The organism is Amycolatopsis orientalis DSM 40040 = KCTC 9412 (assembly GCF_000478275.1).
Taxonomy (GTDB): Bacteria; Actinomycetota; Actinomycetes; order Mycobacteriales; family Pseudonocardiaceae; genus Amycolatopsis; species Amycolatopsis orientalis.
In genome coordinates this window covers 17,195-30,835 of the sequence record NZ_ASJB01000050.1, presented here as the reverse complement: position 1 = coordinate 30,835, position 13,641 = coordinate 17,195, and the positions used below count along the sequence as shown (strand labels likewise).

The 13,641-nt window shown below is 67.3% G+C and carries 13 protein-coding genes; 9 read left to right on the top strand and 4 right to left on the bottom strand.

All coding sequences use genetic code 11. The annotated features are described in order from the left end of the window. Positions 1-49 precede the first annotated feature (49 nt). From nuoH to L324_RS16235, 8 genes are all read left to right on the top strand, one after another. Positions 50-1,387 carry an NADH-quinone oxidoreductase subunit NuoH gene (nuoH, locus tag L324_RS16270; protein ID WP_037308379.1) on the top strand — a complete coding sequence of 446 codons (1,338 nt, stop codon included), beginning with the start codon at positions 50-52 and terminating at the stop codon, positions 1,385-1,387. Continuing rightward, entirely contained in the window at positions 1,374-1,922 is a 549-nt protein-coding gene (gene nuoI, locus L324_RS16265) for an NADH-quinone oxidoreductase subunit NuoI (RefSeq protein WP_037308376.1), read from the top strand. The genes nuoH and nuoI overlap by 14 nt, the downstream gene beginning before the upstream one ends. Next, the gene (locus L324_RS16260) at positions 1,919-2,764 is read left to right on the top strand and encodes an NADH-quinone oxidoreductase subunit J (RefSeq protein WP_037308373.1); all 846 of its coding nucleotides are present in this window, start codon (positions 1,919-1,921) and stop codon (positions 2,762-2,764) included. Before nuoI ends, L324_RS16260 begins: the two co-directional genes overlap by 4 nt. Next, on the top strand, positions 2,761-3,060 hold the full coding sequence (gene nuoK, locus L324_RS16255) for an NADH-quinone oxidoreductase subunit NuoK (RefSeq protein WP_005151882.1): 300 nt from the start codon (positions 2,761-2,763) through the stop codon (positions 3,058-3,060). The genes L324_RS16260 and nuoK overlap by 4 nt, the downstream gene beginning before the upstream one ends. Positions 3,061-3,070: 10 nt before the next feature. Beyond that, positions 3,071-4,969 (top strand): NADH-quinone oxidoreductase subunit L, encoded by a 1,899-nt coding sequence (nuoL, locus tag L324_RS16250; RefSeq protein ID WP_037308367.1) that lies wholly within the window; start codon positions 3,071-3,073, stop codon positions 4,967-4,969. Continuing rightward, on the top strand, positions 4,966-6,516 hold the full coding sequence (locus tag L324_RS16245; protein ID WP_037308364.1) for an NADH-quinone oxidoreductase subunit M: 1,551 nt from the start codon (positions 4,966-4,968) through the stop codon (positions 6,514-6,516). Before nuoL ends, L324_RS16245 begins: the two co-directional genes overlap by 4 nt. Positions 6,517-6,518: 2 nt before the next feature. Then, positions 6,519-8,084: an NADH-quinone oxidoreductase subunit NuoN gene (nuoN, locus tag L324_RS16240; protein WP_037308360.1), complete on the top strand. Its 1,566-nt coding sequence runs from the start codon at positions 6,519-6,521 to the stop codon at positions 8,082-8,084. Positions 8,085-8,189: 105 nt separating this feature from the next. Continuing rightward, positions 8,190-9,017 (top strand): helix-turn-helix domain-containing protein, encoded by an 828-nt coding sequence (locus tag L324_RS16235; RefSeq protein WP_037308356.1) that lies wholly within the window; start codon positions 8,190-8,192, stop codon positions 9,015-9,017. A 51-nt stretch (positions 9,018-9,068) separates the two neighbouring features. On the opposite strand, the gene L324_RS16230 is transcribed toward L324_RS16235, so the two are convergent. The 4 genes from L324_RS16230 to L324_RS16220 are packed head-to-tail and all read right to left on the bottom strand — an operon-like array spanning position 9,069 to position 12,168. Beyond that, the gene (locus L324_RS16230) at positions 9,069-9,824 is read right to left on the bottom strand and encodes an ESX secretion-associated protein EspG (RefSeq protein ID WP_037308353.1); all 756 of its coding nucleotides are present in this window, start codon (positions 9,822-9,824) and stop codon (positions 9,069-9,071) included. 27 nt (positions 9,825-9,851) lie between these two features. Further along, positions 9,852-11,135 carry a PPE domain-containing protein gene (locus L324_RS43885; protein WP_037308350.1) on the bottom strand — a complete coding sequence of 428 codons (1,284 nt, stop codon included), beginning with the start codon at positions 11,133-11,135 and terminating at the stop codon, positions 9,852-9,854. Next, positions 11,135-11,752, bottom strand: coding sequence for a DUF3558 domain-containing protein (locus L324_RS41660; RefSeq protein WP_081736360.1), 618 nt, complete (start codon positions 11,750-11,752; stop codon positions 11,135-11,137). Before L324_RS41660 ends, L324_RS43885 begins: the two co-directional genes overlap by 1 nt. Further along, positions 11,752-12,168 (bottom strand): hypothetical protein, encoded by a 417-nt coding sequence (locus L324_RS16220; protein ID WP_037308488.1) that lies wholly within the window; start codon positions 12,166-12,168, stop codon positions 11,752-11,754. The genes L324_RS41660 and L324_RS16220 overlap by 1 nt, the downstream gene beginning before the upstream one ends. Before the next feature lie 452 nt (positions 12,169-12,620). Here L324_RS16220 and L324_RS16215 point away from each other — a divergent pair, with 452 nt between their 5' ends. Beyond that, positions 12,621-13,619 carry a hypothetical protein gene (locus tag L324_RS16215; RefSeq protein ID WP_235783549.1) on the top strand — a complete coding sequence of 333 codons (999 nt, stop codon included), beginning with the start codon at positions 12,621-12,623 and terminating at the stop codon, positions 13,617-13,619. The last annotated feature ends 22 nt before the right edge of the window (positions 13,620-13,641 follow it).

Here is a 13,641-nt window from a genome sequence, read left to right as displayed (position 1 = left end):
TGGCGACGCGATCGCGGTCGCGCGGCTTTGAAGAATGCCGAGGTGAGAAGTGACTCCGTTGCTCAGCCAGATGCCGGACGCCGCCGAGCGGGCGGCGCTGCTGGCGGACGACCCGTTGTGGCTGATCCTGATCAAGACGGTCGTCATCCTGCTGATCGGCCCGATCCTGACGATCTTCCTGATCGTCTGGGAGCGCAAGGCGGTCGGCCGGATGCAGAACCGTCCCGGCCCCAACCGCGTCGGCCCCGGCGGCTACCTGCAGTCCCTCGCGGACGCGATCAAGCTGCCGTTCAAGGAACAGATCATCCCGGACACCGCCGACCGCAAGGTGTACTTCCTCGCGCCGGTGATCTCCGCGGTGCCGGCGCTGATCGCGCTGGCCGCGATCCCGTTCGGGCCGGTCGTCTCGATCTTCGGCGAGCGGACCGTGCTCCAGCTGGTCGACCTGCCGGTCGGCGTGCTGGTGATCCTGGCCTGCTCCTCGATCGGCGTCTACGGCCTGGTGCTGGCGGGCTGGTCGTCCGGCTCGCCGTATCCGCTGCTCGGTGGCCTGCGAAGCGCGGCTCAGGTGATCTCCTACGAGATCGCCATGGGTCTGTCCATTGTGGGCGTCATCCTCTACTCGGGGTCGATGTCGACGTCGGCGATCGTCGACTCGCAGCAGACCGGCTGGTACTTCTACCTGCTGCTGCCGAGTTTCGTGATCTACCTGATCTCCATGGTCGGTGAGACCAACCGCGCGCCGTTCGACCTCCCCGAGGCCGAATCCGAGCTGGTCGGCGGTTTCCACACCGAGTACAGCTCGATGAAGTTCGCGATGTTCTTCCTCGCCGAGTACGTCAACATGGTGATCGTCTCGGCGTTCGCGACCACGTTGTTCCTCGGTGGCTGGAAGTTCCCGTTCGTCGGCGCCGACCACGCCCTCAACCAGGGCTGGCTCCCGCTGATCTGGTTCGCCGCGAAGCTGTTCATCCTGCTGTTCGGCTTCATCTGGCTGCGCGGCACACTGCCGCGGCTGCGGTACGACCAGTTCATGCGGCTGGGCTGGAAGGTCCTGGTGCCGGTCAACCTGGTCTGGATCGTCGTGATCGTCACGGTCCGCGCGATCAAGAACTCGGGCGGGCTGTCCACCCCGCAGATCCTCATCGGCGGCGGCGCGCTCATCCTCGTCGTCGTCATCCTGAGCCTGCTGCTGCCGGACAAGAAGGTCCCGGACGACGACTACGTCCCGGTGACCGGCGGCGGGTTCCCGGTACCGCCACTTGATTTGGTGGTCCCGGATAAAAGCCCGCGTCAGAAGGCCCTCGCGAAGGCCGAAGCCCGGGCTGCCAAACGCAAGCCCGCGGCGGTTTCCAGTGGAAGGGAGGCCGGCGATGGGGATGTTTGATCCCATCAAGGGTTTCGGTGTCACCTTCGGGATGATGTTCAAGAAGGTCGCCACCGAGGAGTACCCGGAGGCGGGCGCCCCCGCGGCTCCGCGCTACCACGGCAGGCACCAGCTCAACCGGCATCCGGACGGGCTGGAGAAATGCGTCGGCTGCGAGCTGTGCGCGTGGGCCTGCCCGGCGGACGCGATCTTCGTCGAAGGCGGCGACAACACCGAAGAGGCGCGTTACTCGCCCGGTGAGCGGTACGGCGCCGACTACCAGATCAACTACCTGCGCTGCATCGGCTGCGGGTTGTGCGTCGAGGCCTGTCCGACCCGGTCCCTGACGATGATCAACTTCTACGAGCTGGCCGACGACGACCGGCAGCGGTTGATCTACACCAAGGAAGACCTCCTCGCGCCGCTGCTGCCCGGGATGGAGCAGCCGCCGCACCCGATGCGGCTGGGCGACAACGAGCAGGACTACTACGTCAACGGTCCCGAACTCGCGCGCAAGCAGCCCACCGGGGCCACCGAAGCGGAGGCCGTCAAGTGATCACGGCTTTCCTCGCGCAGACGGACGTCTCGGCCGGGATCACCACGGGCGAGACCATCGCCTTCTGGGTGCTCGGCCCGCTCGCGCTGCTCGGCGGCCTCGGCATGATCTTCTCCCGCAACGCCGTGCACTCGGCGCTGTGGCTGGTGCTGACCATGCTGTGCCTCGGCGCGCTGTACATGATCCAGCAGGCGCCGTTCCTCGGCTTCACGCAGATCATCGTCTACACCGGCGCGATCATGATGCTGTTCCTGTTCGTGCTGATGCTGGTCGGCCGGGAGAGTTCGGACTCGGTCGTCGAAGTACTGCGGGGACAGCGGGTCATGGCGACGCTGCTCGGCATCGGCGTCGGCGGGCTGCTCGCGGCGGGACTGGCCCGCGCGCTGGCCAACGTCACCCCGGCGATGCCGCTCGACCCGGCGAACCTCGACGGCGGCGGCCCCGGCGGGCTGGGACGGCTCATCTTCACCAAGTACCTGTTCCCGTTCGAGCTGACTTCGGCGCTGCTGATCACCGCCGCGCTCGGCGCGATGGTGCTCGCGTTCACCGACCGCCATGCCAAGGGCGGCAAGAAGAACCAGAAGGAACTCGTCGTCGACCGGTTCACCGGCAAGCACGACCGGCCTTCGCCGCTGCCCGGCCCCGGCGTCTTCGCGACCGCCAACTCGGTCGCCACCCCGGCGCTGCTGCCGGACGGTTCGATCGCCCCGGAGTCGCTCTCGGAGATCATCGAGTCGACGTCGGCTTCGCGGCTGGAAGATGAGCGCAAGCAGGTCGCGGGTACCGGTGAAGGCCCCGACGCCCACGCTCTCGTCGGCAAGTCTGAAGGGGAGAAGGAATGACCCCGACGTACTACCTGCTCCTGTCCGCGCTGCTGTTCGCCATCGGCGCGGTCGGGGTGCTGGTACGCCGCAACGCGATCGTCGTGTTCATGTGCATCGAGCTGATGCTGAACGCGGCGAACCTGTCCCTGGTCACGTTCGCCCGGATCAACGGGTCGCTCGACGGTCAGGTGATGGCGTTCTTCGTGATGGTCGTCGCCGCCGCGGAGGTCGTGGTGGGGCTGGCGATCATCATGGCGATCTTCCGCACCCGGCGCTCGGCTTCGGTCGACGACACCAACCTGCTGAAGTACTAGGAGCACCGAGTTGACCGCATCATCGTGGCTGCTGGTGGCTTTCCCCGCCCTCGGCGCCCTTATTCTTCTGCTGGCCGGTAAGCGAGCCAGGGGCTGGGGACACCTCCTCGGCAGTGCGACCGTCTCACTGTCCTTTGTGTACGGCCTGATCCTCTTCTTCACGGCCGACACGAAGAACGTCGCGGACGTCAAACTGTTCTCGTGGATCCCGGTTTCGGCGCTGCAGGTCGACTTCGGGCTTCGGATCGACGCGCTTTCGCTGACGTTCGTGCTGCTGATCACCGGCGTCGGCATGCTGATCCACTTCTACTCGATCGGCTACATGGCCGAGGACCGCGACCGGTCGAGGTTCTTCGCGTACCTCAACCTGTTCGTCGCCTCGATGCTGATCCTGGTGCTGGGCAACAGCTTCGTGACGCTGTACCTCGGCTGGGAGGGGGTCGGCCTCGCGTCGTACCTGCTCATCGGCTGGTACCAGGACCGCCCGTCCGCGGCCACCGCGGCGAAGAAGGCGTTCCTGATGAACCGCGTCGGTGACGTCGGGCTCGCGCTGGCGATCTTCCTGATGTTCAAGTACGTCGGCAGCACCGGCTACGCCGAGGTCTTCGGCGCGATCGACAAGATCCCCACCGGCGCCATCACCGCCATCGCGATCCTGCTGCTGCTGGGCGCCTGCGGTAAGTCCGGTCAGTTCCCGTTGCAGGCATGGCTTCCCGACGCGATGGAGGGCCCGACCCCGGTCTCGGCCCTGATCCACGCGGCGACGATGGTCACCGCCGGCGTCTACCTGGTCGCCCGCGCGCACGAGATCTTCAACGCCACCGCGGACGGCAGGCTGATCGTCACCCTCGTCGGTACGGTCACGCTCTTGATCGGGTGCATCATCGGTTGCGCCTACGACGACATCAAGAAGGTCCTGGCGTACTCCACGGTCAGCCAGATCGGCTACATGATGCTCGCCGTCGGCCTCGGGCCGATCGCCTACGCGCTCGGCATCATGCACCTGGTGGCCCACGGTTTCTTCAAGGCAGGGCTGTTCCTCGGGGCCGGTTCGGTCATGCACGCCATGAACGACGAGGTCGACATGCGGAAGTACGGCGGGCTGCGCAAGCACCTGCCGGTCACCTTCTGGACCTTCGCGCTCGGCTACCTGGCGCTGATCGGCATCCCGCCGCTGTCCGGCTTCTTCACCAAGGACGCGATCATCGAAGCGGCGCTGAGCCAGGGCGGCTGGCGTGGCTGGGTGATGGGCGGCGCGGCACTGCTCGGCGCCGGGCTCACCGCGTTCTACATGACCCGCCTGATGGTGATGACCTTCTTCGGCAAGGAACGCTGGAAGGAGATCAAGAGCAGCGACGGCCGCGACTTCCACCCGCACGAATCGCCCGCGGTGATGAAGTGGCCGATGATCATCCTGGCGGTCGGTTCGATCGGCGCCGGCGCGTTCTTCGCCCTCGGCGACCGGTTCGCCGAATGGCTCTCCCCGGTGGTCGGCCCGCTCGAAGAGGGTGGCCACAGCGTCATCCCGCACGCGCTGGTCCCGATCCTCACCGTGGCGCTCTCCGTTCTCGGTGCGGTGGCCGCGTGGCTCTTCGTCGGTCGTAAGGACGTTCCGGTGGAACGGCCCGAGCGGGTCTCGGCCGTGGTCAAGGCCGCGCGCAACGACCTCTACGGCAACACCCTGAACGAGACGCTGGTCGCCCGTCCGGGCACCTGGCTCGCCCGCGCGCTGGTCTACGTGGACAACCGCGGCGTCGACGGCGCGGTCAACGGCCTCGCCGCCGCGCTCGGCGGCGGGTCCGGGCGCCTGCGCCGCCTGCAGACCGGCTTCGTCCGCTCGTACGCACTGTCCATGCTGGGCGGCACATTCCTGCTTCTGGCGGCACTTCTGCTGGTGAGGTTCGCATGACCTGGGTACTCGCAACCATCCTGCTGCCGCTGGTCGGCGCCGCGGTCGTCGCGGGGATGAAGAAGAACGACAGGCTCGCGACGCTCACCGCGCTCGTGGTGTCGCTCCTGACGTTCCTGCTGGTGATCCCGATGTGGGCGAGCTACTCGCCGACCGGGGACCGGATCCAGCAGAAGTCCTCGATGGACTGGATCCCGAACTTCGGCATCCACATCTCGTTCGGCATCGACGGCATCGCGCTGGTGATGATCGCGGTCATCGGGCTGCTGGTGCCGATCGTGGTCGGCGCGCTGGGCCTGACCGACAAGCTCCCGGCCGGGCGCTCGGCGGGCGGGTTCCTGTCGCTGATCCTGGTGCAGGAGGCGCTGACCATCGCGGTGTTCGCCGCGACCGACGTCTTCCTGTTCTACGTGCTGTTCGAGATCATGCTGATCCCGATGTACTTCCTGATCGGCGGCTACGGCGGCGCGAACCGGCAGTACGCGGCGGTCAAGTTCTTCCTGTACTCGTTCCTCGGCGGCCTGATCATGCTGGCCTCGGCGATCGGGGCGTACTCGCTGGCGTCGGACAAGCTCGGCAAGGGCACCTTCGACTGGGAAACGCTCGTCACCGTCGTCCGCGACGCCCCGACGGGCACCCAGATCTGGCTGTTCCTCGGGTTCTTCCTCGCGTTCGCGATCAAGGCCCCTTTGGTGCCGTTCCACACCTGGCTGCCGGACGCCGCGGGCCAGGCGCCCATCGGCGTCGCGGTGCTGCTGGTCGGTGTGCTGGACAAGGTCGGCACGTTCGGGTTCCTGCGCTACTGCCTCCCGATGTTCCCGGAGGCCAGCAAGGAACTCGCGCCGTGGGTGCTGGTGCTCGCCGTCGCGGGTGTCCTTTACGGCTCCATCCTCGCCGCGGGGCAGCGCGACATGAAGCGGTTCATCGCCTACGTGTCGATCGCCCACTTCGGCTTCATCGCGCTGGGCATCTTCACCTTCAACGAGCAGGCGATGGTCGGCTCGGTGTCGTACATGCTCAACCACAGCCTCGCCACCGGCATGCTGATCGTGGTGGTCGGCCTCATCGTGATGCGCGGCGGATCCACCCGGATCTCCGACTACGGCGGCATGGCGAAGGTGACCCCGCTGCTCGGCGGGATGCTGCTCATCGCCGGTCTGTCCACCTTGTCCCTGCCCGGCACGAACTCGTTCATCAGCGAGTTCCTGGTGCTGCTGGGGTCCTTTGTGGACTACCCGGTGTACACGATCATCGCGACGGTCGGCATGGTGCTGGCCGCGGCGTACGTGCTTTGGCTCTACCAGCGCGTCATGCAGGGCCCCGTCCGCGGTGACGCCCTGATCGGCGCCGGCGGCGGACCGGGCACGGCGATGGCTCCGGAACTCGGGGCGACCAAGGCCATCAAGGACCTCGGCGGCAGGGAGATCGCGATCCTGGCGCCGATGGTCGTGCTGATCATCGCGCTCGGGTTCTATCCCAAGCCGGTGCTCGACACGATCACCCCGTCGGTGCAGGCGACGATGTCGTCCGTACAGGGAGGCAAGTAACAGTGCTCTTCTTGACTCAGGCGCCACCGGTGCAGGTGCCGTCGATCGATTACTTCGCCGTCACACCGGTGTTGATCATCTTCGCGGCGGCATGCGTCAGCGTGCTGTTCGAAGCCTTCCTGCCCAAGCACATGCGGTGGCCGTCGCAGGTCTTCCTGTCCCTGCTGGGGATCGGGGCCGCGGGCGTCTTCCTCGCCTGGTACGTCAGTTCGTCCGCGCCGAAGGGCGGCGTGACCACCTTCAGCGGTGCGATCGCCGTTGACCGGCCCTCGCTGTTCCTGTGGGGCACACTGCTGGCGCTGGCACTGGGCGCGCTGCTGCTGATCGCGGACCGCTCGGTCGAACCCGGCGGCGCGTTCGTCGCACAGGCCGGTATCCGCCCCGGCACGGTCCAGGACCGCGCGCAGGTCGGCACCACCGGTATGCAGACCGAGGTCTTCCCGCTGACGCTGTTCGCGCTCGGCGGCATGATGTCGTTCGTCGCGGCCAACGACCTGCTGACCATGTTCATCGCGCTCGAAGTACTGAGCCTGCCGCTGTACCTGATGTGCGGGCTCGCGCGGCGCCGCCGCCTGCTCTCGCAGGAATCCGCGGTCAAGTACTTCCTGCTCGGCGCGTTCTCGTCGGCGTTCTTCCTCTACGGTCTCGCGCTGCTCTACGGCTACGCGAACTCCGTGAAGCTGTCGGACATCGCCAACGCGGCCGCCGGTTCGGACCGGTCGGACACGCTGCTGTTCGCCGGGCTCGGGCTGCTCGCGGTCGGCCTGCTGTTCAAGGGGTCGGTCGGCCCGTTCCACACCTGGACCCCGGACGTCTACCAGGGCGCGCCGACCCCGGTCACCGCGTTCATGGGCGCCTGCACCAAGGTCGCCGCGTTCGGCGGGATCCTGCGGGTGTTCTCGGTGGCGTTCGAGTCGACCAGCTGGGAATGGCGCGGCGTGCTCTGGGGCGTCGCGATCATCTCGATGCTGATCGGCGCGGTGCTGGGCCTGACCCAGACCGACGTGAAGCGCATGATCGCCTACTCGTCCATCGCGCACGCCGGGTTCCTGCTCGTGGGTGCGATCGCGATGACCGAGGAAGGCCTGTCGAGCACGCTGTTCTACCTGCTGGCCTACGGTTTCACCACGCTCGCCGCGTTCGGTGTCGTCTCGCTGGTGCGGGATTCGAACGGCGAGGCGACGCACCTGTCCGCGTGGGCTGGCCTTGCGAAACGGTCGCCGGTGCTGGCGGGGGTGTTCACCTTCCTGCTGCTCGCGCTGGCGGGTATCCCGCTGACCAGTGGGTTCGTCGGCAAGTTCGTGGTGTTCTCGGCCGCCCTGTCCGACGGGATGGCGCCGCTGGTCGTCGTCGCCCTGGTCTTCAGCGCCGTCGCCGCGTTCTTCTACCTGCGGGTGATCGTGCTGATGTACTTCTCCGAGCCGGCGCCCGACGGTCCGACCGTCACCGTGCCCGGCGCGTTCACCACGACGGCGATCACGCTCGGCGTCATCGTCACGCTGGTGCTCGGCCTGATCCCGGCGTTCGCCCTCGACTGGGCGGGCTCCGGCGGTTTCGCCCTGAAGTAGTCGTTCGCGCGTGAAGGCCTCCTTCCCTCGGCTCAGCCGTGGGAAGGGGGCCTTCACGCGTATCGGGCACTGAATTGCCGGGCCGCACCTGGCAGGTTGCTCGCCATGCCGAAGCCGAAGCCCAGCCCCCGAGCACGGGCACTCGCCGAGGGACTTCGACTCGCGCGGAAGAGCAGCAGACTCGCCATGACCGAGGTGGCCGACAAACTGGCCTGGTCCCAGTCGACGATCAGCCGGATCGAAACCGGCTTACGCCCGGCATCGGCCGAAGAGGTATCGGCACTGCTCGCCGTCTACCAGGTCACCGGAGCGCGGCGCGACGCGCTGATCGGGCTGGCTCGTGACGCCGATCGGCCGAGCTGGCTGGAAACCGGCGACGCCGGTCTGGCGTGTCAGCGGAAAACCCTTGCCCTGTATGAACTCGACGCCACCAGAATCGTCGCGTCCTGCGTCGCGTCGCTGCCGGTGCTGCTGCAGACTCCTTCGTACGCCAGGGCATCGTTGGTCGCGGCGGACGTTCCAGCAGGGGAAATCGAAGCGCGGCTCGAATCGCGCCGCGAGCGACAGAAGGTGCTGGACCGAAAGAATCCGCCGAAATTCGTCGCCTACCTCGATGAAGGGGCTCTGCATCGTCAGGTCGGCGGCTCGCACGTGATGGCGAACCAGCTCCGGCATCTCGTCGCGCTGGCGCGGCGCCCGGCCGTCGACCTGCGGGTCGTTCCCTTCACCGCCGGTGGCCATCCCAGCACCCACGTCCTGCTGGAGTTCGGCGACGACCGGCCGGTGGTGTATCTGGACCAGCGGCGCTGCGGGGTGTTCCTGCATCGGCCAGGGGACGTCGATCCCTACCTCCAGTCCACTGTGGACGCCAAAGCGCTGGACCCGGCACGGTCCGTGCGCCTGATCGAAAGCCTGATACCGCCGGTTCCGTAGCGGCTTGTGAGTGGTAATGAGGGTTAGAACCGTCATTACCACTCACGAGCGTCAGTGGTCGAGGCTGGCCCGCAACGCGGCGACCTTCTGGGCCAGCAGCGTGGGTTCGCCGGGCAGGACGGTGATGTACCGGTTCGTGGCCGAGCCGGTCACGTGCATGGCCACCCGTCCGGCGTCGATGTCCAGATACGTCAGGCCGTCGGTGGCTTCGACACGTTTGCCGCCATCGGGATGCTTCGCCGCGGCGAAGAACCCGACGCCGAAGTACGGCTGCTCGAAGACCTCGTCCAGCCGTCGCGCGTCACGGCTTCGTGCCTCGGCCTCGTCGTCGTAGAGGCCGCTTCCGGCACCGGGCTTGAAGTCGTCCTGTGGCAACGAAAACGGCGCGAAGTGGGCGGGCGGATACTCGGGCAGGTTCATCACGAGCGCGGCCGCGCGGTCGTCGGTCCGCACACCCTTCAGCCATACCCGGTGGTCCTCGCAGATCGCGGTGACCGCCGCCCGTCCGCGCACGGCGACGAGCACGCTGTACTGCTCCGCCTCGGTCCGGACGGTCGCGTAGTACTCGGTGTGCGGCCGGTCGAGGATGTGCAGGACGTCCTCGAAATCGCTGGTCAGCCTTTTGCCCTCGGTGAAGCCAAGCCCGCCGAGTTCTTCGAACGCCGCCCTGTCTTCGCCGTTCCGCGACGACGGCGGCACGTACCGCAGGCCGCCCGCGAAGATCAGATGCGGATCCCCGCAGCGGGCGTGACGGAACGCGGTCAACAAGGTGTCGAGCGTGATCTCGACCGGGCGCGAGAGCACCACGTTTCTCCCTCCCCTGGGACTGTGGTGCTACTGCTGCGCCTTCTTTTCGCCGATCACCGGCGGCATCGGCTTCTCGATGTAGCCGCCGAAGGTCTCGTCCGGGTCCGGGTTCTGAAGGTACGCAGGAGCCTTCTTCTCCTTGTCCTCCTCGCCCTTGCCGCGGGCCGCGCCCGGCGCCATCGGCATCCCGTTCGCCCCGCCGCGACCGGCGGCGCCGGCGGATCCCGCCGTGCCACGGCCGCCCATGGGCTGACCCGGCGCTCCGGTGCCGCTACGACCACCCGGACCGGGCTGCCCTGTGCCGCCCGGTCCGCCGGGGACTCCACTCCGGTACCCGCCGGGCGATCCGGGGCCACCTGCCGTTCGTCCACCGGGCGACCCCGGCGTGCCACCGGTTCCCGGCCCGAACGGCGTGTACCCGGGCGGGAGGGTGCCTGGCTGGTTGAAGGTGTTGATCGGCTTGCCGGTCGGCCCGAAGTCGGCGTTCGCCGCGGGCGGCACGACCGGGTTGACCTGAGGCGGCGTGTACGAGTTCGCGCGGGTTCCGTCGTCGGGCTGCGGAAGGTGTGTGCCCGGCTGGACCGGCTGCGGGCCGCTCTGCCCGGGCCGGGGGCCACCCTGTTCGGGTTGCGGGCCGCCCACGTTCGGGCCGCCGGTGCCCGGCCCACCCGGCACCGGCTCGCCGGTGCCCGGCCCGCGGTAGGGCTCGCCGATCCCGCGGTCCCGCCCGTCGGAACCGTCGCCGAACCCCTTGGCCGCCGGTTTCCCGGAGCTGCCGTCGTCCAGAGTGACGGTGCCGCCGGGGTCGGTCAGCTGCGCGTACTGGGCGGGCAGTTCGTCGCCGTTGGAGGTGCTGGCGGAGTGATAGACGGAGAAGGTGTCGATGTTGTGCTGGCTGTCGGCCTGGTAGCTCTTGACCTTGTCCCAGTAGCCGCCGTTGCCTTCGAGGATCCCCACGACATCCTCGGCCGTGGGCGCGGGTTGTTGCGGGGGCACGGGCTTGACGGAGTTCTTCGCGGTACCGAACGCGTCCATCTGCGAAGTGATGGCCGCCTGAGCGACGGCCAGATGCATCGCGTCGTCGAGCGCTGCCTCTACGACGGGCTTCGTCGCGTCGGCGGCCGCCCTGCTGGACTCACCTTGCCAGCCGGCCATGGTCTTCTGGGTGAGCGCGGTGAGCCTCTGCGCACGCTCGTGGTGTCGTTTGGTCAGGTTGTAGGCACGTACCTGTGCTTCGGAGAGCGAGCCGGTGCCTTCGCCGCCGGTGACCTGCTCGTAGATCTGGGCGGCTGTGAGCGGTCCTGCCGTCATCAGTTGCCCCCTCGGATGGTGGCCAGTACCCGGATCGCGCCTTCACGAGCAGCGTTGCAGGGGTCCTTTTTGCCAACGTTCGCTGCAGACTGTGTTGCGGCTATGCCGACGGTTTCGGTATCGCTGATGCCCAGCGACACCGAGCAAGCGCCTTCGGCGCGGCGGTCAATGACGCCGTAGGCAGTCACTGGATACCCGTCAATCGGCGCGAGCGGCTCAACGAGCTTGTAAGCATTCCCCTTGGCCGCATAGACGCTAGCGGTACCACCATCTGGAGAGTTGCCGAAGATCACGTTGATGCGGGGCTCGGCAGTGGAGGGGATGGACCACCTGCATGCCGGACCCGCTTCGCCGTCTGGACGAGGCACAGTTTCGGTGTCGGAAGACCCGAGGAGTTCTTCGACCTGCGCTTTGGTGAGCGCTTTGCAGGGGTCTTGTTTAAACCGTGTCACGTCGATCGGGTGATTGACCTTGGGGACACCAGGCGGCAGGCTGGGCGAGGTCGAGGAGCTCGGGCTTGATCCGCCGTTGGTGGGCGTGGGCGTGCCGTTGGTGGGAGTGGAACAGGCAGCGAGGGCGAAGGCTGCCGCGCTGAGAATTAGGGTGGTGCGTCGCATCAGAAGATGCCCTTCGGCTGCTGGTTGATGACTGAGGTGGTGTGATCTTCCGCAGTGGCGTACTTGCCGAGAGCTGCCACATATTTATCAGCCATGCTCTTGCAGTAGGCGACGCGCTGGCCAAGGGCCTCCACGAGCGCTTGCCCGGACAGGCGGGTGATCGTCGCGTTGTCTCCGCTCGCATACTCCCGCCCTGGAGGCTTGACCTTTGCGATGTACTCGGCCTGGTCGAGGTCGTCTGTGTACTCCTGGGCCAGCTCGCGCCACTCTTTCACCAGTTCGTGAAGGGTCGCCTCGTCGTACTTGAACCCCGCGCCCTCCGCGACCGGCGTCCCGTAAGAACCACCGGTTGGTGGGGCTTTGCAGATCGAGCCCGGGTTGAAGCCGGGTTGGTAGACGGGCGTTCCCTCAGGCATGGCCATGCACCCCTGCCGCGCCGAACCGATCCCCGCTGACCGGGCGAACCCGCCCCGAAGTCACCGTCGTCATATGCCCCTCCCGTGGCTACAAGGCGCTCCACCCCGATGCACCCTGCGTAATCCGACGCCGGGAAGATTACCAGGGTTCCCCAGTGGGCGAGCACGTCTGCATAAAGTTCCGTTCCCCACTGAATAGCGCTCGCGTTCCTGGTGACTATCAGTGAAAACCATTCGGGTGGTTGCGCGTCGATGGAAGGTCTTTCTGCTGGTGGATGCCACTACGAGTTCGCATACTCCGCGTAATGAAGTTTCGAAGAGTGATTCTTGTTGCACTGCTCGCCGGGCTATTGGCGGCTTGTACGGATTCCGTGGTCACCACCCCGCCGCCACCGCAGTTTCCGAAATGGCAGCCGAAACAACCTCGACCCGCCGATCGTGACGAACGAGCCGTGGACGCCGCGCTGGCCGCACTCGATTTCTGCGAGCTGATCGATATGGCCGCCTACGACCGCAGGAAGGCAGGCAATACCCGGCCCGTCGAGCGGAAGGCGGAGGTGAAGGACGGCAGGAAACAGTGCACGTTGCTCCGTGGGGGCTACGACATCGTCTACGTCCGCGACGTGGACCCCGGTCACACGGCACTCCGGAACGACGGGGCCGTGGTCGACCTGGGCGGCGTGAAGGCCTACCAGATCGAGTCCCATCGTGAGGGCGGGATCAGTGGATGCGCGATCACGGTTCCGGTCAGCTTCCTGCGAGCCGTCAGATTCGAGATCGGCAGCGCCAGTCGCGGCAAGGACTGCGGACTCCTCCGCGACTTCGCCACCGCCGGTGCCGCCAAGCTCCCTCGCGATCTCGTCTACCCGCCCGACGGCCAGGACAGCGCCCGCGTCGGGGCCTGCGCGAACTGGGTTTCGAACAGCAAGGGCGAGAACTGCGATCCGGCCGTCGACGCGCCGGTGCCCACGGGCGCCGAGCGGATCCTCGCCGCGGGGGCGGCCGATCCGAACGTCGAATGCGCGGTGTTCCGCGACGCGGTCAAGAAGGTCTACGGGCCGGAGTTCGAGCCGATCGCGACGCCGGGTTCCTGCTACTTCGTCGAACCGCGGCATCGGCTCCAGATCGAGGCCGGGGCCACCGCGAACGGCGGTGCGCCGGGGGAGTGGCTCGCGGATCCGCACCGCACTTTCAAGGACCACCGTCAGGTCTCGTTCAGCGGAAATCCGGGAGTCACCCTTCGCGACAAGGACGAGAGCGAACTGCTCATCTATGTCTCGCCTTTCGGCGATCTCGACTCGCGTGGGCATGTCCGGCTGCTGCTCGTGACCGAGCGGGAGCGAGGGGTCGACGAGTGGCCGCGGTCGCGCGCGATCCCGATGGTGGACGTCGCCAAGGCACACGCGGTGATGGAACTGGTGATGGTCACCCACTTTCGGGTGACCAGGTGAGGTCCGCGCCGTCGTAAGCTGC